Source organism: Rhodomicrobium vannielii ATCC 17100 (assembly GCF_000166055.1).
GTDB lineage: Bacteria > Pseudomonadota > Alphaproteobacteria > Rhizobiales > Rhodomicrobiaceae > Rhodomicrobium > Rhodomicrobium vannielii.
On the sequence record NC_014664.1, the window covers coordinates 2,038,511 to 2,058,667 of the forward strand.

20 protein-coding genes, 1 tRNA gene, 1 pseudogene and 2 CRISPR repeat arrays (1 of these 24 running past the window's edge) are annotated in these 20,157 nt (G+C 60.7%); of the genes and pseudogenes, 9 read left to right on the top strand and 13 right to left on the bottom strand.

Annotated elements, in window-relative coordinates; genetic code table 11:
• Positions 1-129 precede the first annotated feature (129 nt).
• Both RVAN_RS09355 and RVAN_RS09360 read left to right on the top strand, forming a co-directional pair.
• Positions 130-438 (top strand): hypothetical protein, encoded by a 309-nt coding sequence (locus tag RVAN_RS09355; protein ID WP_041787425.1) that lies wholly within the window; start codon positions 130-132, stop codon positions 436-438.
• 234 nt (positions 439-672) lie between these two features.
• Positions 673-747 (top strand) — tRNA-Glu (locus RVAN_RS09360).
• A 120-nt stretch (positions 748-867) separates the two neighbouring features.
• On the opposite strand, the pseudogene RVAN_RS21165 reads toward RVAN_RS09360, so the two are convergent.
• Together RVAN_RS21165 and RVAN_RS20165 are read right to left on the bottom strand one after the other, a co-directional pair.
• A pseudogene (locus RVAN_RS21165) lies at positions 868-1,857 on the bottom strand (tyrosine-type recombinase/integrase); the annotation flags it as partial.
• Between the two features lie 41 nt (positions 1,858-1,898).
• A complete protein-coding gene (locus RVAN_RS20165; RefSeq protein ID WP_155942410.1) occupies positions 1,899-2,057 on the bottom strand; it encodes a hypothetical protein in 159 nt (52 codons plus the stop codon).
• A gap of 386 nt (positions 2,058-2,443) precedes the next feature.
• Here RVAN_RS20165 and RVAN_RS09370 point away from each other — a divergent pair, with 386 nt between their 5' ends.
• From RVAN_RS09370 to RVAN_RS20170, 4 genes are all read left to right on the top strand, one after another.
• Positions 2,444-3,076, top strand: a complete 633-nt coding sequence (locus tag RVAN_RS09370; protein ID WP_013419494.1) for a ParA family protein — start codon at positions 2,444-2,446, stop codon at positions 3,074-3,076.
• The gene (locus RVAN_RS09375) at positions 3,073-3,369 is read left to right on the top strand and encodes a toxin-antitoxin system HicB family antitoxin (protein WP_013419495.1); all 297 of its coding nucleotides are present in this window, start codon (positions 3,073-3,075) and stop codon (positions 3,367-3,369) included. The genes RVAN_RS09370 and RVAN_RS09375 overlap by 4 nt, the downstream gene beginning before the upstream one ends.
• The gene (locus RVAN_RS09380; RefSeq protein WP_013419496.1) at positions 3,344-3,529 is read left to right on the top strand and encodes a hypothetical protein; all 186 of its coding nucleotides are present in this window, start codon (positions 3,344-3,346) and stop codon (positions 3,527-3,529) included. The genes RVAN_RS09375 and RVAN_RS09380 overlap by 26 nt, the downstream gene beginning before the upstream one ends.
• 706 nt (positions 3,530-4,235) lie before the next feature.
• Positions 4,236-4,526, top strand: a complete 291-nt coding sequence (locus RVAN_RS20170; protein ID WP_013419497.1) for a hypothetical protein — start codon at positions 4,236-4,238, stop codon at positions 4,524-4,526.
• An 87-nt stretch (positions 4,527-4,613) separates the two neighbouring features.
• On the opposite strand, the gene RVAN_RS20175 is transcribed toward RVAN_RS20170, so the two are convergent.
• A complete protein-coding gene (locus RVAN_RS20175; protein ID WP_013419498.1) occupies positions 4,614-4,784 on the bottom strand; it encodes a hypothetical protein in 171 nt (56 codons plus the stop codon).
• 82 nt (positions 4,785-4,866) lie between these two features.
• Between RVAN_RS20175 and RVAN_RS20180 the strand changes: the two genes are divergently transcribed.
• The 3 genes from RVAN_RS20180 to RVAN_RS09400 all read left to right on the top strand — a co-directional run bounded on the left by RVAN_RS20180 (position 4,867) and on the right by RVAN_RS09400 (position 6,226).
• Positions 4,867-5,013 carry a hypothetical protein gene (locus RVAN_RS20180; RefSeq protein WP_013419499.1) on the top strand — a complete coding sequence of 49 codons (147 nt, stop codon included), beginning with the start codon at positions 4,867-4,869 and terminating at the stop codon, positions 5,011-5,013.
• Between the two features lie 101 nt (positions 5,014-5,114).
• A complete protein-coding gene (locus RVAN_RS09395; RefSeq protein WP_013419500.1) occupies positions 5,115-5,396 on the top strand; it encodes a hypothetical protein in 282 nt (93 codons plus the stop codon).
• On the top strand, positions 5,393-6,226 hold the full coding sequence (locus tag RVAN_RS09400; protein ID WP_013419501.1) for a zeta toxin family protein: 834 nt from the start codon (positions 5,393-5,395) through the stop codon (positions 6,224-6,226). Before RVAN_RS09395 ends, RVAN_RS09400 begins: the two co-directional genes overlap by 4 nt.
• Before the next feature lie 204 nt (positions 6,227-6,430).
• Here the strand turns inward: RVAN_RS09400 and RVAN_RS09405 are convergent, their stop codons facing one another.
• From RVAN_RS09405 to RVAN_RS09450, 10 genes are all read right to left on the bottom strand, one after another.
• Positions 6,431-6,655, bottom strand: coding sequence for a Fic family protein (locus RVAN_RS09405; RefSeq protein WP_049779313.1), 225 nt, complete (start codon positions 6,653-6,655; stop codon positions 6,431-6,433).
• Between the two features lie 38 nt (positions 6,656-6,693).
• Positions 6,694-7,446 (bottom strand): type I-G CRISPR-associated protein Csb2, encoded by a 753-nt coding sequence (csb2, locus tag RVAN_RS09410; RefSeq protein ID WP_081449440.1) that lies wholly within the window; start codon positions 7,444-7,446, stop codon positions 6,694-6,696.
• Positions 7,443-8,324, bottom strand: coding sequence for a reverse transcriptase domain-containing protein (locus RVAN_RS09415; protein WP_013419502.1), 882 nt, complete (start codon positions 8,322-8,324; stop codon positions 7,443-7,445). Before RVAN_RS09415 ends, csb2 begins: the two co-directional genes overlap by 4 nt.
• Positions 8,325-8,338: 14 nt before the next feature.
• Positions 8,339-8,632 carry a CRISPR-associated endonuclease Cas2 gene (gene cas2 / locus RVAN_RS09420; protein ID WP_013419503.1) on the bottom strand — a complete coding sequence of 98 codons (294 nt, stop codon included), beginning with the start codon at positions 8,630-8,632 and terminating at the stop codon, positions 8,339-8,341.
• Positions 8,629-9,729 (bottom strand): CRISPR-associated endonuclease Cas1, encoded by a 1,101-nt coding sequence (cas1, locus tag RVAN_RS18950; protein WP_013419504.1) that lies wholly within the window; start codon positions 9,727-9,729, stop codon positions 8,629-8,631. Before cas1 ends, cas2 begins: the two co-directional genes overlap by 4 nt.
• A 407-nt stretch (positions 9,730-10,136) precedes the next feature.
• Positions 10,137-10,926: direct repeats of the CRISPR family, unit length 36 nt; unit sequence CTCTCAGGCCGCTTCGGCGGCTTGCCCGCGTGAAAC.
• Between the two features lie 65 nt (positions 10,927-10,991).
• Positions 10,992-13,292, bottom strand: coding sequence for a TIGR03986 family type III CRISPR-associated RAMP protein (locus tag RVAN_RS09430; RefSeq protein ID WP_013419505.1), 2,301 nt, complete (start codon positions 13,290-13,292; stop codon positions 10,992-10,994).
• Positions 13,289-13,930, bottom strand: coding sequence for a type III-D CRISPR-associated protein Csx19 (gene csx19, locus RVAN_RS09435; RefSeq protein WP_013419506.1), 642 nt, complete (start codon positions 13,928-13,930; stop codon positions 13,289-13,291). The genes RVAN_RS09430 and csx19 overlap by 4 nt, the downstream gene beginning before the upstream one ends.
• On the bottom strand, positions 13,927-15,615 hold the full coding sequence (locus RVAN_RS09440; protein WP_013419507.1) for an RAMP superfamily CRISPR-associated protein: 1,689 nt from the start codon (positions 15,613-15,615) through the stop codon (positions 13,927-13,929). Before RVAN_RS09440 ends, csx19 begins: the two co-directional genes overlap by 4 nt.
• Positions 15,612-18,005: an RAMP superfamily CRISPR-associated protein gene (locus RVAN_RS09445; protein ID WP_013419508.1), complete on the bottom strand. Its 2,394-nt coding sequence runs from the start codon at positions 18,003-18,005 to the stop codon at positions 15,612-15,614. The genes RVAN_RS09440 and RVAN_RS09445 overlap by 4 nt, the downstream gene beginning before the upstream one ends.
• Positions 18,002-19,735, bottom strand: a complete 1,734-nt coding sequence (locus RVAN_RS09450) for a Cas10/Cmr2 second palm domain-containing protein (RefSeq protein WP_155942411.1) — start codon at positions 19,733-19,735, stop codon at positions 18,002-18,004. Before RVAN_RS09450 ends, RVAN_RS09445 begins: the two co-directional genes overlap by 4 nt.
• Positions 19,736-20,138: 403 nt before the next feature.
• A CRISPR array of direct repeats spans positions 20,139-20,157; the repeat unit is 36 nt; it runs 633 nt beyond the window's last position.

Below are 20,157 nucleotides of genomic sequence, written 5' to 3' on the forward strand. Positions count from 1 at the left end.
ATTCGAAGAACTGCCCGCGAGGCCTCGAAACTGCATGAGGGGCGGGTCGAGGCGCGCACGCCCGAAGCGGTCGCTCAGGCCGTTGCCGCTCTCGGCATAGCGCCGGAACGGCTTGCCGCGCGAACGCGGATGATGGCGCCGGCCGTGCTCGCGATCAACTACGGCGCGGAGGCGCTGGGGCAAGGCGGAGCGGGGCAGATTACCGGCACACTCGGCGATGTCCGTGTCGATGGCCGCGCGCAGATCAAGGGCAATCTCGCCGACTGGCGGACGACGCCCTTCACCGCTCAGATCGGCGCATCGTCGGCCGATGGCAACAAGCTCCTCGCGCTTCTCTATCCGAAAATCGCCCCGGCATCCTCATCACCGCTCTCGCCCGGCACGCTGAACCTTCGCCTTGGGGGCACATCGCAGCGCTTCGATACCTCGGGCAGATGAGAGAGCAGCGCTTCTTGTGTTCGACGGCACAAGGCTCAGCGTGGAAAGCCCACTCGAATTCCGCCTCGTTTCGCCAAACCGCGTGAGCACCGCCCCGCCTTCGGAGAGACAGAAACCTCTTTCAGCAACCTTCGTGGTCGCCTGCACGGAATTGCTTTCCAGATGCGTCTTGGCCCTTGCCAAGCCGCGCAAAACCCGCTTTATATCGCCGAGCCGGCCGCAAGGCCGCACAGCGCCCCCTTCGTCTATCGGTTAGGACGCAAGATTTTCAATCTTGAAAGAGGGGTTCGACTCCCCTAGGGGGCGCCAACACTCTCCCAAGTCATTGATTTTGTTACCCTTTCTGTCCAGTGGGACAGAGGGTGGGACAATGCTCTCCAGGCTGAGCTTGGCCGCGCCGCTTGCGGCGAGCTTCTTTTGCGCGGCCTTGCGGGTGTAAATGCGCGCCATATTGGCGTCGTCCCAGCCGAACATCGCCATCAACTCATGCTCGCTTGCCCCGGCTTCGGCCGCGCGCACCGCACCGATCTTCCTCAACCCATGCGGCGAACATTGCGGCAGTCCTGCCTCTCTGCACCACTCACGAAAAATGTTGCCAAAGCCCGCCGCGCTGTGCGGCTTTCCGTAGGCCGTTTCAAGCCACGTCTCCGCCCCAAGCGCGCTCGCATCGAGGATGACGCGCAGCGGCGGCAGGATCGGCAACGTCAGAACTTTCGCGCCGTTCTTCCGGCCCTTGAACTGAGAGAAGGTGACAAACAATCCATCCCTGCTCTCGTGCTTCTTGCCAATCCGCACGGCATCCGAGCGGCGCACGCCAAGATAGAGCATGATCGCCATTGCGAGCCGTGGCTTCGAGCCAACGGGCCAATGCGCCTCGAAGGCGTCCACATCATCGTCGGTCCAAGTGTAAAAGCCGTCCGACCCGCTTTTCAGCTTTTCCACCTTTTCAGCCGGGTTGGTCGCGACGAGATCGCTCTTCAGCGCCCAGGCGAACAAGGCCGAGAGTTGCTTAAGGCGGAAATTCGCCGCCTCCGGCAGATCGGCCTTCATGTCCCGAAGCTTGCGGACATGCGCTCTCTTCATGGCGGCGAAGGGGGCGTCCCCGAGTTTCTGGCCGTTGCCGCCAACGATGGCGCAGATTTCGGTGAGGGCTGTGCGCTTGCGTCGCTTGGTGTAGTCCTCGAGCGACTGGAAAGCAGCCGATTTATAGTAGCGCTCGCATAGCCACTCAAAACTCTTCTCGGCCTTCGAGGCGGGCCCTTGCTCGCCAAGAGCAGCCTTGTACGCCGCCAGAAACTCTTCCGAGCCGGGAAGCCCGCGAAGTCGGGTTTTCGGCTTTCCGGGGCGGCGAAAATAATAGCGCACAGTCCCGTGTCGATCACGATCCCGCGTAATATATCTGAATTTCACAAAGGCCATAATTATCTAACCTCGAAATACATCCCCTGTTTCCCGGCACCTTATCCGAGCGCCTCATCCCACGGATTGCGTTCGATGTCCGGCGCTTGGGTCGACGTAAACGAGCCTTCCGCCTCTTCCTTCATCCGGTCCCAATCGGTCGCGAGGGTCGCCGCGTCGAAGAGAACCACGTTTTTGCGGAGACGATATGGCCTGTGCACCTTGCCTTCATGCACCATTGGCGCAGTTGGCTTTCGCTCACGCCGAGCCTCGCCGCTGCCTGGCTGGCTCGAAGCGCCAGTGGTGATGCAACATCGCCGATCCGAGACATGGGTGCCCCCGAGTGATGCGTCGTTAGTGGCTAGCATAATATTGCTATCAAATTTATTATAGCGTTCGCTAATGGCGCGCCAAGCACTTTCTTGTCTAACACCTACTTTTCGGTGACGACCTCGGCGGAAGGCAAGAAACCTCGGCAACCCCAATCGCAACCCGAACCTTTGATGTTAAGCTCCGCCGTCGAACAAGACACGCGCTGGTCAAGAGGCATCAAATCTGCTAGCAGATGCAAGAGTGCGATCTGCGGTGCGGCGATCCGGAAAGACCCATGACGACGATCACGATCACATCGACAAAGGGAGGCGTGGGCAAAAGCTCGCTTGCGGCAGGGCTATCGGTGCTTGCCGCCCAGGAAACGCGCCAGGTCGGGATCGTCGATCTCGACGACAGCCTCGGATCCTTGAGCCAGTGGTGGGCGCTTCGCGGCGAGCCGGCGGCCCCCTATCTCATTCGCCTGGAGGGCGCGCTCGCGGACGACGTCAGGCGCTATGCGGCGATCTTCGACTGGATCTTCATCGACACCTCGCCCTACGACCTCGGCGTCATCGAAGAGGCGATCAAAATTGCCGAAGCCGTGGTGATCCCGACGCGGACGAGCTTCTTCGACGCGATGGCGGCCAAGCAAGTGTCCGATCTGTGCCGCGAGCATAAAAAGCCGTTCGGCTTCGTCCTGGTCGGCTATCACAAGAGCCTCGACGACCTCGCGCGGCAAACCGAAGACGCGCTGTCTCCATTCGGAACGGTTTTCCGGACGAAGATCACCTTCGACCGCTGCTTCATGGAAGCGCCGATCCACGGCAAGGCCGGGCATGAGATGAATGCGAAGGCGCAAGCCGAAATGACCGCGCTCTGGCGCGAGGTCAAGGAACTTGCGGCGCAGGCCGAAGGAGGCGGGGAATGAGCGAGGGTGAAAGCGGCCGCACCATGAGCGATGCGATGCAGATCTCGCTCGCCAAGGGCTTCGGGACACCGAGGCGACACGCGCAAACGCCGCTGAAGGCAACCGGCCGTCTCATCCGGCGCGCGGGCGACGCCAAGCCGAAGGGGCCGCTGTCGCAGTTCAATGTGCGGATTGAACTAGACCTCAAGGAAGCCGTGACGAAGGCGGCCGAACGAGAGGGCGTGTCCCTTGTCGAATGGGTCGAACGGAGCTTCCGGGCCTCGCTCGATGCGAGTGAAGAAGCATCCGGCTGACGCGGCGGCGGCCGTCGTCCTGATCAAATATGATGCGTTCCGCCGCCTTTCCGGCGAGCATGAAAGTTCGCTCCTCGATCATCTCCTGCGACAGGATCGGCCGAACGCCAATTCCGTCTTCGAGCCGCCGCGCCTCGACGACGGCTTCGCCGCCCACTGACCTCTGCTGATGTTCCTGCTCGATACCAACGCCCTCTCGGAGCTGCGCCCGCCGGAACGGGCGAACGCGGGGCTCCCTGCATAGGCGGCGGGCGCAACGCGCGCGGAACTGTTCATCTCGGCGAACGATCGAGCTTGGCGTTGCTGAGGCCGAACGCAAGGATGCGATCAAGGGAGCGGTCTTGCGCGCGTGGATCGACGCGTGGCAGACTTTCGCGATCGCATCATGCTGCAACCTCCGGAGGCATGCTCAAGTTTGCTTGGCCGCGCCAATCCGGGTGGTTACAAAGGTCGACCTTATGCCAGGATCATTTGCGATCCCTAAAATCGTCGCTTCCTTCTATCGCCTCACGCCGAATTCGTTCTAGCACCTCGGATGAACTTCCTTCTAGCATGTTGCTAGAAGGAAGTTAGGCTGAAGTGATAGATCCATTCTAGCCACTTGCTAGCATGTTGCTAGAAATTTGGGTCATTTCGATCTAGCAACATGCTAGACGCGTTCTAGCACCTTTCTGCGCCCGAAACGGGTGGTCGCGATAAGGCTCATCCCCCCTTCGAAAGTGATGGCAAGATGTGTGAAAGCGGGCCCACTAAGAGGGCCGCTTTCAGCCGCGCTTACTCTCCTTCGGATCGACGCGGACGCCGCAAACGACACCGAATTGACGTGCAGGTCATGCGTCTGCATGTCGGCGACTGAGCATGATGAGATGCCAAAAGCGTCGTCCGGTAATGCGCGAAATTTCGGCGAGGTCCGGCGCTATTTGCGGCGCGAAGTTCGCCTGAAAAAGGACGGCGCTGGGCGTTCCTGGAGGTCAGCAAAGCCTCTGCTCGACGCGCATTTTTACCTCTCGCGCTTGGCGCAGACCTCACCCCTTCAGCCGCAACCCCTCGTTGTCCAGGAACTCGATCCCGGCCTGTTCGAACGCCTGCCTGATGGAGCTGCGCACGATGGCGAGCGGCGTCCGTCGGCTATTCTCGAAATCCCGAGCGATCAGTAGCGCGCCCTTCTGATGAGCATCGTATCCAGCCCGCGAGGGCAGCGTGGCCGGGATACCGCAACCGCTGTTCGGTGACGGAAAGGGGGCCTACCGAACGGTCTTGTCCGGCACCCCTGACTTCGCTTCGAGCCATTCCTCGATGACGATCGCCGCGAGTTGAGCGGGCGGTCTCTTGTCAGCCTTGGCAAGCTGCACGAGGAGCGCCTTCTGGGAAGGCGTCAGGCGGATGGTCAGGGTTTCAGTTTTCTTCTCGTCCATGAGCACGCTGTATTCGATAGTGCTCTAAGAATTCATCGTGTACAAAAAAATCATGCGAGTGTTGTGAACACGGAGTTGCACGATGGAGAATGAAATCCGCCAGATCGCCAGCGATCTCGTCGAGGTCATCGTCAGATTGCAGTTTCTTGCGGTGAGGCTGGAAAGAGCGGTCAGGGAAGCTGGGCTGAGCCGAAGCGGGCCGATCGGTCGTCTTGAGGACTCGCTTTGACCTCGATTGCGCCTTTTTGACTTATACCTAAGTAAATAGGTTGGCGTCAGGTCGAGAACAGGTTATGAGCATTCGGGGCGAAGACAGGGAGGAAAGCCGGCATGAGCGAGCCCGACTGCTCGGACGACGGTTGGAACAGCGAGGTTGTTATTAGGCAAGAACAAGCTACTGACGACATGTTTGCCTATATAGACGAGCTGTATCTCAAGCATAAAGATGCAACGCGTAGCGGCGACCAGGATAACATCGCATTTCTTGAAGCTAAAATAAAAGAGGCTATCACGCTTCAGAGACGTCTTTACGCTTCCTTCGGCGTTGAAGTCTTTGAGCACTGCGCCGCTGAGTTACATGCTCTCAAAAAGTATTTCAGGAGGGATGCGTGAACAGCCGCTCTTACAAGCTTTCTCCTGAGATCCACAACGAGATCTTCGAGACCGTAAAACACAATACGCTCGCGAACGCCCAAGCCGCCGCAAAGCCGGTTCTCGCCATCATCGGTGCCCAGCCGGGCGCGATGCGATGGAGAATAAGTGCGGCATTAATAGAAGGCATGGACCCGGATCCGGTCATTTTCAGCGTAGCTGGCGCTCGGCACCTCCATCCTCTCGCCGACGAAATTTTGGCCGAGAATGAAAAGTCGTTCGTGCAGGCAACGGAAGCCGATGCCGAGAAATGGACCGAAAGCCTCATCCTTGCAGCAGTGAGCTGCCGTCGTAACATTCTGCTGGACGGTTTTTTGGGGCGTAAGGACGCAACGCTCAACGTCCTCCGCCAGGCGCGCGAGGCCGATTACGACACAAGAGTCGTGGCTATCGCAGTTCCCGAATCGATCTCGCGAGCGCGGATCGTAGACCTCTACGAGGCCGGAAAAGAAAAGCGCGGCTCGGGAACGTGGATCTCCGCCCATGCACACGACGGGGCCGTGCAGACCTTAGTGCATACGCTCACCGCGATTGAGGTTCGAAACCTTGCCACCATTGATGTCTTCGACCGAGACGGCGCGCTCCTTCTTTCAACGGAAGAGCGCCGGGATGCGGGCGGGGCCTTTCGGCGGGAAATGGCCAGACCGCTCGATGCGATCGACAAGGAGCGGCTGAAAACGATCCAGTTGCGTATCGACGCAAAGATGGAAGCGCGGCAGGCCGGTATCCTCGAAAAACTCGAGGCCCAGACGGTCATCCACAGCGGCCGCAGCACGGGGTTGGAGCGGTAGCGCTGCCGGGGCCTTTCAACGGCCCCGGCCAAGCGAACTGCCGCGTCGTTAAGAGAGTAAGCAGACCGGAGCCAGTTGTGACTCCGGTTTTCACTTATATTGCATCAATTTTGGTGAAGGCCATCGGGCTAAATTGAAATGTTTCAAGTTTCGAGTGCAAGTTTATCTAGCGCGCGGTGCAAACCTTTTCCAAGGCGTCGCGGATCATCTCTCACCGTGACAGGCAAACGCCAGAAGGGTCGCAAGATCGCCTCTGTCGGCGGCACGCAAGGCGGCGATATACACTAATCGCCGCTCATTCATCCTCTGCAGATCGAATCCGCCCGACCAGTGGATCGGGTTTTGATTATAGACGCGGGTCAGCACCATGTCGGCCATGATGCGGGCATGACGGCCATTGCCGTTCGGAAACGGGTGGATGAAGACCATGCGATGGTGAAGCCTAACGGCGGATCAAGCCCAAAGCGTTAAGATATGTGCAGGGAGTTGCATGCGGACCCAATCTGCGGAACCAGCAGCCCTAGCCCGAAGTGCGCGGCGTGACCGAAGGCGAGCGGCCCGGGAACTGGCTCGGCGAAGACGATTGCGGGGAAAGACGCGACAGCATCGGCGGGCGGCCCACCCCGCTTATCCCAATTGATCGCGAACTGCGATGCAAGCACGTTGTCCTCGCCGCACCAGGCGGCTGGCTCCCAGCCTATTTCGACGGGCGCGGGCAAGCCTCTCAGCAGAAGCTCTCGCAGCAACTGGGCCTCGGGCGTTTCATCTGCTCGCTCCTTCCCGGTTTTCGTCAGACGCCGCCGCGATGTGACGTAAGGCGTCACCCCCTGCCAAACCGCCGACGGCCCGAAAATGCCGTCAAGCGGACGCGGCCCCATCCATGAGGGCGCGACTTCATACCGGACGCCTTCGGCCCGGAACCACTCCACGGAAGCAAGCGCTGCGATCGTGCGCGCATCCATCCCGCTCGCGCAGGAAACCCAGATGTGGTCGATGAGGCCATCGCCATCTTCATCCTCCGGCAGCCAGAACGCATGGGCGTGTCCGCCTCTATCCGCGCCGTGGAAGCTCTCCGGAAAAAGGCCGTTGCCCATCTCGCGGCGCATGAAGATCGCGGCGCCGCGGATCGCCTCCATCACGGGGACGGTCGCCGTGAGGTGAGGCCCGGGAGGCGAAACCGACCACCGCCAGGCCTGAACAGGTTGGGTCCGTTGCATCATGGTTGGGTATCCCAGACGGGCTCGACCGTCTGTCCAAGAAAGATGAAGGCTTCACTCGGGGCGAGGATACGCGTCTTGCTCATGTTGAGCTTCAGTCCGCGCGCGGCAAGATGAGACGCCACAATGAGCTGTGCCTTCTGGGCCAGCGCCTTGCTCCTGCATAACACAACGAAGTCGTCAGCGTAGCGGACAGAAGCAAGCCCCTCCAACTCGAGGAGACGATCCATCGGATGGAGGAACAGATTGGCTAGCAGCGGTGAGATCGGCGCACCTTGCGCGATGCCACGGCCCCAGTAAGAGAAGCTCCGCAACCACAGTTGAATGAGCCTGACGATCCGAAGATCGTCTACCCAGATGAACAGGTCGTCGATCAGCCTCTTGTGAAGAATGCGGTCGAAATACTGCATGATGTCTGCGTCGAAAGTCCAGAAAAGGCCGCTGTTCCGAAGTCGGCGGAGATCGGCCAGCGCGTCGTCGACCCCTCGTCCCTCGCGGTAGGCCCAACTCGCGCTGCTGAAGTGATGGTCTACAGTTTGACCGAGCGAAAGCATCGTCGCCGTTTGCAGAATGCGGTCCACGACGGATGGAATCGTCAGCTTGCGCTCGCCACCCTTTGGTTTGGGTACGATGGCATGCCGCACCTTGCGCGGCCGATAGATGCCGGCAAGCGTCTCGGCTCGGAGCTTCTCCAATTCGACCTCCGCATTTTGCGCGAAGATCTCGATTGTTACTCCGTCGCCGCCGGGACCACCCTTGTTTTTTCGAACCCGCGTCCACGCTTGCTGAAGGCACGCGGGCGCGACCACCTTTTCAAGCGTAGCACCTTCGACGATCTGATTTGCGCCTGCGCAGCACGCTGACTGGGCTTGAGAATTCATTCGAGACTCCATCCTCACAAAATCGCGGCTTTCAGGTCGGCAATATCGTTGATCGGGTTCAGCAAGCTGAGTTGCGCCTGTGTATGCGCCGGGCCAAGGTCGATGACCATCAGCCGGTCTTCCTCGTCATGCATGATACGATGCAACCGGTTTTCGAGGCGGCGGATACGAGCGGGTGTCGCGCGGCAGAAATGAACCGACAACTGGCTTCGCCGGCAAAGGCCCTTGATCACCTTCTGAACGCGCTTCCAACGGCGCGGGCAGGAAATGTCGTAGGCAACCAGATAAAGATGGGCCGCCTTGCTCATGGCCGCTCCAGCGCTTCGAAGCCCGCGCCCGTTTGCAAAGCCGTCGCGATGCCCCTGGCTTGCCGCCCGATCGCTTCGCGGTAGCTCACCTGCTGCTCTGTTCCGCTGACTGAAATCGCGGTTGTGAGGCGCTTCTCCATGAGATCGATGACCGTGCGCTTGCCGGTCTCTCCGAGCCGCCAGCCATCGTCTGCTTCCGCGGCGTCGCCGGTTCTGATTTGCCCTGTATTGAAGCCCGTCAGCACCGCCTGGTCTGCAATCAGGGGACGGAACGGCTCCATGAGATCCAACGCCAGCGAGGCGCGGCCGCTGCGCGGCTGGTGGAAGACGCCGAGCCTTGGATCGAGCCCGACGGCCGCGAGCGCGCAGACGCATTCAGCGCTGAGCACCGCATACGCATAGGAGAGTGTCGCGTTGACGGCGTTCTGCGGCGGGCGGCGCGAGCGGACTTCGAATTCGACATCGCCCGCGCGAGCGGCGAACATGTGCGGCCATGCCGAGAAATAGAAAGCCGTGGCGCTGCCCTCGATGCCGAGCAGGCTTTCGCGGGATGCGTGCTTTGCCTTTTTCGCCAGCGCGGCGAGCGCGGTGAGACAGTCCCGGCCTTCGATATTGGCTCGACGCCGCACCAGACCGCGCATGTTCTGGATCTTCGCGGATATCAGCGCCCGCGCTATGGCGAGGCCGCGTTCTCCGGCCGCCTCGAAATATTGGGCGCGGCGGATGTCGAGCCCAGCGCCGTGCATGGGTTGGGCCAAAGCGACGGGATATCCATGCAAGCCCCGCCAGACGACTGTTGCGCCTTGGGCCGTCAGGCGGCCGATGCAAGCGCCGGTGACGCGCGCCCACCCATGGATATGCAAGGTTGAGACGAGTTCTATGGGCCGCTCGAAAACCGGCTCACCTGGCCGCTCGACGAGGAGCGTGCTATTGTTGACACGAACGACTGCGGCGCCAGAAAGAACGTGAACCGGCGCGGCTGCGGGAGAAAACCTTATGTCCTGCTCTGCTTCTTCTTCCAAGGAGAGGGGAGGCGGCCAATCGCTGGGCGGTGGCGCGGAGCCGAAAAGGCGCTGGAAAGAACCCCAAGACAGCATTGCTTTACCCGGTTACTGAACTTCAACTGGGCGCAGCATGCCGCAACTTGCCAGCCGAAAGCCACCTCTGCAAGCTTGCAAGCAAACAGCGGGAATTTTTGTGGTTCTTGGGCATCCACACTGTTGTGCAAATGCTCCATTAAATACAACCCGATGACCACCAAGGATGTGCTGGCCCGTTGATAACTGTGATCGAGGGGATACAGTGAAACCACTAAGCCAAAGAAGTCGACCGTGGCAACTGCTAGAAAAACGGCGCCGACCCGGCAACAGCTTGATTTTTAGTTCAATTCCCGCTATTGTGACGATGCAGTTCACGCTTCGTCCCGGGGCAAAATCGGATGCTTTTGGCGAGTCGTCAAAACTGCCGAAATCGCTCTTTGAAATCAGTGCGTTACAAGGTGTACCTCTCAGGCCGCTTCGGCGGCTTGCCCGCGTGAAACTTGCCTGCGGCGTCGGTTTGACACTTCTTGCTACTCTCAGGCCGCTTCGGCGGCTTGCCCGCGTGAAACGTTTTTCACGGCTTTCGTGCGCCGTGTTTCATCTCTCAGGCCGCTTCGGCGGCTTGCCCGCGTGAAACCAGAACAACAGGATGGGATTGAAAAATATCTGACCTCTCAGGCCGCTTCGGCGGCTTGCCCGCGTGAAACATTAATTGAAGTGCTATCATCACGTACATGAGACTCTCAGGCCGCTTCGGCGGCTTGCCCGCGTGAAACCGGATTTGGTCACCGGTGGAGCCGGTTGCAAACTCTCAGGCCGCTTCGGCGGCTTGCCCGCGTGAAACCGATGACATCGTCGGACTTCATCACCCCTCCGCCTCTCAGGCCGCTTCGGCGGCTTGCCCGCGTGAAACTACGAATACGAACGGGCTTGCCAATGTTGGAACTCTCAGGCCGCTTCGGCGGCTTGCCCGCGTGAAACGAGAATTCGTCCACCGTCTTGGCTTCACGCAGCTCTCAGGCCGCTTCGGCGGCTTGCCCGCGTGAAACAGGCGGGGCCTCGTCAACACCGCCGCGATGACCCTCTCAGGCCGCTTCGGCGGCTTGCCCGCGTGAAACGGACAGAGTCTGCTTTGGTCTTTTCCCGCGAACTCTCAGGCCGCTTCGGCGGCTTGCCCGCGTGAAACCTTTCAGTTCACGCATGGCGTTGCCTCCGGCTCTCTCAGGCCGCTTCGGCGGCTTGCCCAAAATGAAAAACGCCCCAGACCATGGGGCGTTTTTTTGTGCGCGGAGAGGAATGCTCGGTGAGGAATGTGATCGCTACTGCGTTGGATCGAGAGGCAGTCCTTCGTCATCTGTAATCGCCGGGAGTGATAGCCGTAAGCCTTTGCGCCTGCGCGGTTCCTCCTTCCTGCCGGATTCGTTTTCCCCGAACCATTTATAGTTTTCGCCCGCGGGATTCGGATAGTGGTCACGGCGCGGGTAGTGTGTCGGGAGGCCATCACGGTAGCCCCGAGCGGCCTGCAGGAAAGCTTGCGCATTTGGCAGGCTCACAAAGGCGCTGCCCCACGCCGCTTCAGCCTTCGCAATGAACGCGCCCGCGACGGTGGGGCCGCCGGTGAGCGGCGCTTCGATGCCGGAATAGTCGGGCTGACCGAAAAAGGCGCGATAGTCTGCAGCCTTGGCTGCACCCGTTTTCAGGCTGACATGCGTGATCGAAATCCGCGCGCTGCCGAAGCCAAGCGGCTTGCCGCCCCCGAGCCGGTGAAACGCTCGCGGCTTGACGGGTGGATCGAGCAGCCAAAGCAGAACGCCAAGCTCGACAATATTGAGGTTGACGACGTCGATGGCGGCGGTGAATTTCGTGCCGGGGCGAACCCATTCGGTAATCGAGCGGTTCTGGCTGTCTTGATTGCCCGTCTCCGAGAGCTGGCCGTTCTTGTCGCGTTTCAGCCCGCGCCGGCGGATATATTCGCGATAAGCTGCGCCGGGAGCTTCCAGATCGACGATATGCTCGTCTGATATTGTTGGTTCATAGTGCGCTTCCTCTACGGCTTTTTCTGGATCCCAATAGCCAGCGGCTTTGGCTTTGGCGCTGAGGGTAGCCGCGTGATGCGGATAAACCTTCCGCCCGCGCAGGTTCCATTTCTCGTGAGCGTCTTTGCCCTTTTCGAAATACGCGCCGCCCGCCGTGTTCGTGTTCGTTGGCATCGCTCTTCCGTCTGGCTTGCCGACATAGAACCGCGCCTGCGCTTCTTTCGGCGCGCCCAGAATGGCGAGCGGCAGGGCGGGATCGAATTTGTCGACGGCTTCCTCGGCTGCCGTCCCGCATTTGACCGAATGGATGCGAAGCTGGCCCTTGTATGCGCCCGCGCCCTGCTGATTGACCCAGCCGAATACGCGGTCCGCTGGCGACAGTTCCCGCGATTTGGTCGCTGGATGCAATTCGTGGGGCAGCAGCCGTTCCGGTGCAGCTTGCCCGAGTTCTCGGCTGATCATCACGGGGTATAAGCCCTCGATATTGCCGGCCCGGTCTATGCGTGCATAAACAAGGTCGCCAGGATTGAGCCGGGCTTCATCGGGATTGCAGACATGACGCGACCACGCGGTCCTTCCCGGCTCGTTGCCGTAGAATTTATCGAATGGCTCTTTTCGTCGTTTGCGCTGCTCGAGGTCGCTCTTATGTGTCCGATGATAGTCACGGACGAGATCGATATAGCGGTCCCGCCAATCAGTCACTAAAGGCACTTGATGCGATGCGCTTCCAGAGCTTGAAAAGAAAACACGCTCATCGTGTTTTTTCCCGAAGTTTTGGTTCGTCTTCACGACCCAGCCATTTACTTGGATGAGGCGCGCAGCCACACCTCCGACAGGTCTATGCTGGCCATATCCCTGCGTGCTCGCTGGTGGTTTTCGCAAGTTCGAAGAAAGACCGATTGCCGCGATCGATCGCACTCTCCAATACTTGAAAGGGCCTTTCGCCCAGAGTTCTATCCAGCAACTCACCGCCTGCGCATGCTTTGGCCAGCCTCCCCCGTTCAACTGCACACCATGTGTATGATCATACCCACCGGTGCCCTTCTGATACTGAGGTAGCCAAGCAGCATAAAGCGTGTCGTTGGGTAGTATCCAACGACCTAAATCATTATTCCATGTCGGCCGCGCCCCACCCCAGGTGAGCCCGTCGTGCGAGCCAAGCAGCATTTCGAGGTTATATCCGTCATCGGAGATCCGGGCCGGCACCATGGCAAGGCCGTCGCCGGCAGCCATTCGTCTGGCCGGCGGCTTTTCGTGCTTCTCGAAAACGCTGAACCGCGAATTCGTGACCACTTCAAAGGCTGAGCGCAGCGCACCCTTCAGGCTCGTCGCGGGCAGAAGCGGCCGCCCGTCCGGCCCTCGGCGCACGCCGAACGTCTTATGCTCCGCGTCATCCTCGTGTTCTTCCGCCCTCGCGGCATCGCGGATTAGAAGCGGCGTTACCGTCTCGATCTCGATCTCGATGCGGCCGCTCCACAAATCGCGGTGATAGCGGTCATGTCCCTTGGGCTTCTCTTGCCCCAGAAGGCCCTCCAGCTTTCGGCCAAGCGGGACGAAATTGTACGGGTTGTGAAACTGTGTCACTGGCTCGCTCCGCTCTTCTTGCCGTCATCCGCAACTGCCCGAAGTCCCGTCAGCCGCTCGCCGACGAAGACGGCATTGCCGTATTTTGCTGTTCCGAAATATTCGTACGCGGTCAGTTCGACACGCGCGCTGCTCTCGACCGGCACCCAGAGCGTTCCGATCCGCGACGATGTCAGTTTCGTGCCGCCTTCGCCGGGCTTACCGACCGGTTCGCCCCAGATGAGGTAGCGGTTTTCCCGCTTGATCACATAGGGAACGGCTTCCCCGCCCTTTTCGGTCACGTCATCATTCGGTTGTTTGAGTTGAACTTCATGACCCGTAGCGGAGCTATCCGAGCAGATCCGGAGTTCGCCCGTCAGGCCGCTTGTCCTCTCCCATCGAGCATCGAAATTCGGGCCAAACAGGCGAAACTCGAAGACCAAGTCAGGATCGAGAGCTTGCCCTTCCGCAGTCTCGTCGCACCCGTAAAGAGAAACGTCAGCGCCGCTACCCCGAAGCGTGCAGAAGCAGGCCTGCTCGGGCGAAAGGACGAAGCCCCTCGACACCTCGCTTCCGAGTGAGTTGCCTACGTATGACAGGGCTTCGGCGGCCGTCATGTTCTCGAAGCGCCATTGCCGATATTCGAGTTTTTCGGTCATGCCGCCGCTCCAATCTGTTGATTTGCAGGGCTTTCCATCCGGGATAGCCGCTCGATCCCCGCTCGCCACGCCTTGCGCAACCGCTCGACCGCCCCACCGTCAAGCCTCAGCTTGCCCTCTTCCCCGTCGATGCTTGCCGTCAACCCAGCAAGATCCTCGAGAACGTTCCGTACGAAGCCGTCCGGATGAGTGTCGAATGCCGGGACATCGAGGTTCAGCTCAGTCGCCTTGGCCGTGCCTAGCCCTCGGTTCGCTCCGAAGCCGAGCGCAATCTCGCCGCCGACAAGGTCGGCGAGCGTCAGCAGCAGGAGAGCTATTGCCGCGAGCGCATCGGCCGTGTTGCCTGCCTCACCTCTTCTTGGAAGTCGCGCGGGATCGATAACGATCTCCAGTTCGTTCCAAGAAAAGTTGCACGGCTCTAGTACGGAGAACAACGCGCCATCAGATGCGCCGCCAAGCCAGCGGTCGATGGCGACATGCGCGGCCGGGTCGAGATAGGGCTCGCCGGAATCGTTCCACTTCAGTTCGGGAAGGCCTTCGGTCCAGAAGCGCAGATCCGCGCCGGACGCGCCGCTCAGCATATGCTTCTGGACATCGGGACTTATTTCCGTTGTGGAGAAGCAATCCCCGACGCTGAGGGGCGAGCGCCCGGGAAGCCAGTGCCGGTTTTCGTTTTCCCCAGAAGCGGATGCATTGGCGGCCCCGAACAGATCTGTAACGATCTGAAACCGGGCGAGTTGCTTGAGAAAGTTCTTCCGGAGTTCTGGATGCTCGGTCGGATCGAGGAGCGTCGCGATTATTCGTTCGGCCTGCGAACGAAGCGCACCTTTTACCGAAGAGCCTGGCAGCACGAGGCGCAACGAGCCGTCCTTCGGGCTCGTCAGCGGGAGCATGTCGACGGCCATGCCATCGACCCCTGACTTCACCATAAGCGGGCCTTCGGGTTTCCACTCGATTTTGATCTTGATCAGTGGACGGTCGCGAGCCTGCTCTTCCCAGTCGGCGCAAAGCACCTCGAGCCCGCCGGGTACTCCCTTACCCCGCAGAGCAGCAAGGGCATGTTCCTTCCTCCCGAACCTCTGTTCGTTGACTTCAAGTTTTTCAAGCCGGACAGAACCAAGACCTCGACTCACCGATGCCCCCAAAGGCACCGCGCCCTGCTGAAGCGCGTGGACGAGCGACGCGACTATTTTCGCGTTTTCGGCTTCTCCGGCTGTCTCTTCAAAGACCAAATGGAAGAAAAGCCGGGTTCCGGCGGGCAAGACCTCGCGGTCGAACTTCACCTTGTCGGCGGCCGTGCCCGTGTAGCGATCAATTCCGACGCCATCGCGAACCTCGGGCGCAAGGGCACCGTCCTCGACAATCGCATCCTCGACGATCACGAAACTGGCGCGGTCCGGTTTCGTGCGAGCCTTTTTTTCCTCTTCGCTTTCATTGTCAGGTGCGACTGGAAGCTCCTGCGATCCCACACCCCACAGGTTCATCCATGTGTCAGGATAGGTCTCCCGGCACCACGCTCGAAGAGGCCCGGCCAGACTGGTGCCCGGCACGTAGAACTTGCCCTCGCCATTCATGGCAAGCGGCAGATCCGAAGACGACGGGGTGTCGAGGCCGCCGACGTGAAGCGGCGTCAGGCAGAGCAGTTGCCCTTCGACAGTAACCCGCCGCGCGATATGCCGACTCATGCCGCCTCCTGATTAGTATTGTTCGTGGCCCCGTCCTGGTCAGCCGTGCCGTTTTTTTCGCCATGCCGCTTGTGGGCGCGCATGGCTTCGAGAATAAAAGTGCGGACCGCGAAACGGGCGAGTTCCGGATGAGTTGTCGAATCGAAGCCGTCGGTTGCGGGACGTGGAGCGCCCAAGAACCGCTCATCGTCCAGTCCCTGCAACCCGAGATTCTGCCAGATCTTTTCGTGCGGCCAGGTCTTTTCGCACGTCCGCTTGAGCAACTCCTCAAGCGAATCCATCGCCTTGCCGTCCCATTTTTTGGAATCCCGCAAACGCTTGAGCCAATCTTGCAGGAATTCGATGTCCTTCTCTGTCAGCGTACCCATCGCTGCCCTGAGCCCGCCAAGCTGGCTCATGCTGGGCTTGGCGCCAGTCCAGCCAAGAAGCTCTTTGCGCGCGTCCTCGCTCGAAACGGCCATCTCTGCCCTGAGCGCAATGCAGCGTTCCCAGGCGACGCGATGAATCCTGTTCAGATACTTTTCTTGCTGGGGATCCTTTTCGCGCTTCCCCGCAGGCTGATTGCCGTCTTCAAAACTGCCGGGCTTCGCCTTCTCTTGTCGCATGTCGCTAGACTCGTTCACGAGATGGGCATGGTTCACGAGGAGGCAGCCGAAGCCTTCGCCCTTGCGCGCGCCGATCCCCTCGCGTTCGAGCGCCTCTACCTTCGCGGCATCGATGGTCACGCCTTTAGCGAGTTTCAGTTCGGCGACCGAGCCCGCTTGCAAGGCGACAAGCGTCGGCCGAGGCAAGTTCCACCGCGACTGCCAGCCATCGATGCGTTTCCACCGCAAATTCGCCCAGGAACCTTCGAGATCAAACAGAGCATCTGCACGGGAGCCCAGCAAGCGCGCGACTGCCGAGGCAATTGCCTTCAATCCGCCATCCAGTTCCACGCTCGGAAGGATGGCATCGGAGGTGAGCCAGATCGTGACATATCCGTCCCGCGTTTTCCGCTCGCTCGCCCCGCTGGCGGCCCCAAGAGGCTCAATCTCGACGACGCCATATCCGGCCTGCCTCGCCCGGCCGAGGCGCACGGTCCCTGAAAGCGCGGCGCTATCGACGGCACCGCCCCTGATCCAAACCTCGGAGCGGAATGTAAGACCGGGTGCGAGGGCCTCGTAGGTGTAGACACCGCCGACCGTTTCATCCGGACGCTGTCGCTCATCCTCAATGGTGTTGTGCGTGCGGATCACCTTTGGAACCGATCGCAGATGAAACTCGCTAGCCCCAACGAAGCCAGCCCGAATGGGAACATATTGCGCGTTTTCACCGCTGGCGGTTCGCGGTATCTGCCTATAGACGCCTTCGCCTTTCTTCGCTTTTTCTTCCTCCCAACAGAGAGGGACAGGAAGCCCGCGCCCACCGTCGATTTCCGGCGTCGCGGCAAGTATGCGGACATCGCCATTCGCGATCAGGGTCCAGATGTTTGCAAGTCCGGCTGCTGCAAGGCGGCTTGCGATTGGCGCGAGAAGAAGAGCGCTCGGAATGTAATCCCGGCAGGTGATCACGTTACCGCGCACATCGTCAGCCGCCACGAGCGGCGCCAGAAGCTTGAGTCGGAGCGGTATCTTCTGCCAGTCACCCGATTGAACCGAACCGAAGGCCCGCTGCTCGACGCCGCTGTTGGACGCATTGGGCAGCGATGGCGCATCCGAAGCCCCAAGTATGGCTGCCGCCCCGGTTGCATCCGCAGGCAATCCGGCGTTTGAGAACGACAGCTTCACTGCGCAGCGCCCGAGGCCGCGACGCCTTTTACCGCCGAGCCTTTCGATCATCGCGGCCGCGCCCAGAAGGAAGGCTGCCACCACCCGCATATCGGCATCCGGGCAATCCACAATCCCTTTCGCTTCAAGAACGGCGCCGCCGCGCGCGACCTCCTCGAAGCGCAGGAAGTCTTCCTTCGCCGTGCCGGAGCGCGGATCGATCGATACGCCGGGCTTGATGAAGGTGAGCGCCTGACGCAGCACCTTCTTGCCGGCGGCGCGGGTCGCCGAGTCGCCGCTCGCGTCTGCGAATTCGGCGCGCAGGCTTGCCGGAAAGCGCGCGTCATCGACCGTCAGAAGACTCGGCGTCGGCGCATCCTGGCGCTTCGGGGTCAATACGGGTTCGCTGCCGAACAGGCGGTCGGCAAGTTTCGACCACGGACCGTCCTCCACGCCATCGTCGAGGCCGCGCGCGAGAAGCTGGGCGGAGTCCCGCCAGATGCCGCGAACCGTGGCAGCCGGGATGTACGGGAGATCGTCCCTGTCGCGGTCGATGAGGCGGTCGATGGAGCCATGCCGCCCTTGCCCCGAACCGATATGCCAGTCCGAGATCATTTCGATGGATAGGCTGAATTGTAAGGTCATTGATCGCTCGCCGCGAGGGGTTCGAGGGCAGCCTGGCCGGCGAGGTCGGCCAGATCCATGGCGTCGAGGAGATAGGTGCCGACGAGCCTGTGTTCGTTGCCCTCTTCGTCCTTCCAGGTGCCGTCATCGACGAAGAGGCTCCGACTGTTTCCGGTCAGGCTCTCCCACGCGAAATTCGGATAGCGGTGATGGATCTGCGCCAGCCGCCCATCGGCCACCTTGCGCCCGAGATAGATCGCTTCACGCAGCGCGTGGGCCTGCGAGCGGGGCAAAAAGGCATCGTCCCCGCGCTCCTTGTCCGGATCCGGCTTCTTGAGCAGCGCCGCGACGGCGCACAGAAGCGAGCGCTCGCCTTCGCTGTAATGACGGCGCTCCGCCCACTCCTTCGCTTCGTCCGTCGCGGCCTCAAGCCTCTCCTGCGGGGTGACCACGTAGGGGCGCATGGTGAGCGAGGTCTTTGTCTTGTCGGCGTCTTCGAGGATGAGCCGGTCGCGGATCGGTTCGAGCTTTCCGCCCGAGGAGTCGAACACCACCTGAAAATCGAGCGCCGAACAGGGGATCTCCTTGAAATGCTTCTTCGCGGCCTTTGCGGAGCCCGTCAGCTCCTCCGCGAGCTCGTAGGCGCGGTGGAACGGGAAGTGCGGCTTCACGATGGCGATGCCCGCCGCCACCGCCACGAAATCCATGCCGATGTTGGGAACGAGCTTGCCGAGATCGCCCGCCAGCGCCTCGCGCGACACGTCCTCGAAAGCGCGGATATAGGCTGCGGCGAAGCGCACCGCGCGCTCGCCCTCGCAGATCACGGTGAGGTCGTCGCCGCCAAGCACGACGGGCGCGACCGGCAGGAAGTATTTGCGGCCCTTGCCGGTTTTCTCCCGATCCTCGATCTTCTTCTTGATGTCGCCCCAGGTTTCCTCGATGGCCTTTCCGGCGGCGGCGCGCGACCAGTCGTCCACCGCGCTTGAAAACCCCTTCAGCGCCTTGACGTAGTCGTCGGCTGAAGCGTCTTTCTCGATTCGGTCGACGAAGTTGAGGAACACCTGCCCCAGCCCGTTGCCGTCGGCGTGCACGATGGCGATCCAGTCTCCGATGGTGCCGTCCTCGGAGGCTTCCTCGAAGGCGTCGAGCGACTGGGCCAGCGGAGCCTTGGTAATCTTGCCGATACGTTCATGCGCTTCCGCACGCACCTTCCCATCGCGGCGGGCGAAAATCACCTCGGAATGGGCGGGTGCGTTGCCGTCGCGGCTTGCCTTCCAGTTGAGCGCTGCCGCCGGATAGCTGCTCGACGCGCAGTTCTCGACGAACGGCAACCGCTGGAAACGCGCCTGGGGCGGCGGCAACCGGGACGCGACCTCGTTCACGAGGCGGTGCGCTTCCCTTATGGCATTGTCGAGGTCTTTCGCACTCGGCCCCTTGATCTCGGCATGAGCGCCGCGCGCGACGACGCCGGGGCATTCGAGCAGCGTCCGCAGCGTCACATCGCGGATGATAGCCTCGGCGTTCGTCCTGCCGCGCACCAGCACGATAGCCTTGCCCGACGCGCGCACGACGATGTCCGCGCTTCCGGGTTCGAGCTTCTTGACCGCTTCGTCGACGAAAACTGTGCCGACCCTGTAGATGAGTTCCGACGCCCCTATATTTTCCCGGAGGCGATTGGTCTGAAAAATGGTGTGCTGGTTGCTGGCGGTCTCGATGAGAACGACATGATCGAAAGTGTCGGAGCTACCCACATGCATCCCCGTTAAAAAATGAACTATGCAAAAATACAGATACCCTGATGCAGCGACAATGCCTGCAAGCTTGCGAGCACGCAAGGAGGTTTTGCGGCGCAACTGGGACACCCACACTGTGGCAGCCGCGCCTCAATCAACACATCCAAAAGCCCTATGGGGATGTGCCCGCCTGTTGATAACTGTGGCTGCAAGGGAACAGTGAAACCACAAAGCCAAAGAAATCGAACGCGGCAAATGCTCGAAAAACGGCGCCGACCCGGCAACAGCTTGATTTTTAGTTCAATTTCGGCTATTGTGACAATGCAGTTCACGCTTCGTCCCGGAGTAAATTCGGATGCTTTTGGCGAGTCGTCAAAACTGCCGAAATCGCTCTTTGAAATCAGAGGATTACAAGGTAGCCCTTTCAGGCCGCTTCGGCG

What these genes read in the sequence shown, in the direction of transcription:
- RVAN_RS09355 (WP_041787425.1), top strand. Translation starts at nt 130, where the DNA reads ATGATGGCGCCGGCCGTGCTCGCGATCAACTACGGCGCGGAGGCGCTG.
- RVAN_RS09370 (WP_013419494.1), top strand. Translation starts at nt 2,444, where the DNA reads ATGACGACGATCACGATCACATCGACAAAGGGAGGCGTGGGCAAAAGC.
- RVAN_RS09375 (WP_013419495.1), top strand. Translation starts at nt 3,073, where the DNA reads ATGAGCGAGGGTGAAAGCGGCCGCACCATGAGCGATGCGATGCAGATC.
- RVAN_RS09380 (WP_013419496.1), top strand. Translation starts at nt 3,344, where the DNA reads ATGCGAGTGAAGAAGCATCCGGCTGACGCGGCGGCGGCCGTCGTCCTG.
- RVAN_RS20170 (WP_013419497.1), top strand. Translation starts at nt 4,236, where the DNA reads ATGCCAAAAGCGTCGTCCGGTAATGCGCGAAATTTCGGCGAGGTCCGG.
- RVAN_RS20175 (WP_013419498.1), bottom strand. Translation starts at nt 4,784, where the DNA reads ATGGACGAGAAGAAAACTGAAACCCTGACCATCCGCCTGACGCCTTCC.
- RVAN_RS20180 (WP_013419499.1), top strand. Translation starts at nt 4,867, where the DNA reads ATGGAGAATGAAATCCGCCAGATCGCCAGCGATCTCGTCGAGGTCATC.
- RVAN_RS09395 (WP_013419500.1), top strand. Translation starts at nt 5,115, where the DNA reads ATGAGCGAGCCCGACTGCTCGGACGACGGTTGGAACAGCGAGGTTGTT.
- RVAN_RS09405 (WP_049779313.1), bottom strand. Translation starts at nt 6,655, where the DNA reads ATGGTCTTCATCCACCCGTTTCCGAACGGCAATGGCCGTCATGCCCGC.
- csb2 (WP_081449440.1), bottom strand. Translation starts at nt 7,446, where the DNA reads ATGATGCAACGGACCCAACCTGTTCAGGCCTGGCGGTGGTCGGTTTCG.
- RVAN_RS09415 (WP_013419502.1), bottom strand. Translation starts at nt 8,324, where the DNA reads ATGAATTCTCAAGCCCAGTCAGCGTGCTGCGCAGGCGCAAATCAGATC.
- cas2 (WP_013419503.1), bottom strand. Translation starts at nt 8,632, where the DNA reads ATGAGCAAGGCGGCCCATCTTTATCTGGTTGCCTACGACATTTCCTGC.
- cas1 (WP_013419504.1), bottom strand. Translation starts at nt 9,729, where the DNA reads ATGCTGTCTTGGGGTTCTTTCCAGCGCCTTTTCGGCTCCGCGCCACCG.
- csx19 (WP_013419506.1), bottom strand. Translation starts at nt 13,930, where the DNA reads ATGACCGAAAAACTCGAATATCGGCAATGGCGCTTCGAGAACATGACG.
- RVAN_RS09440 (WP_013419507.1), bottom strand. Translation starts at nt 15,615, where the DNA reads ATGAGTCGGCATATCGCGCGGCGGGTTACTGTCGAAGGGCAACTGCTC.
- RVAN_RS09445 (WP_013419508.1), bottom strand. Translation starts at nt 18,005, where the DNA reads ATGACCTTACAATTCAGCCTATCCATCGAAATGATCTCGGACTGGCAT.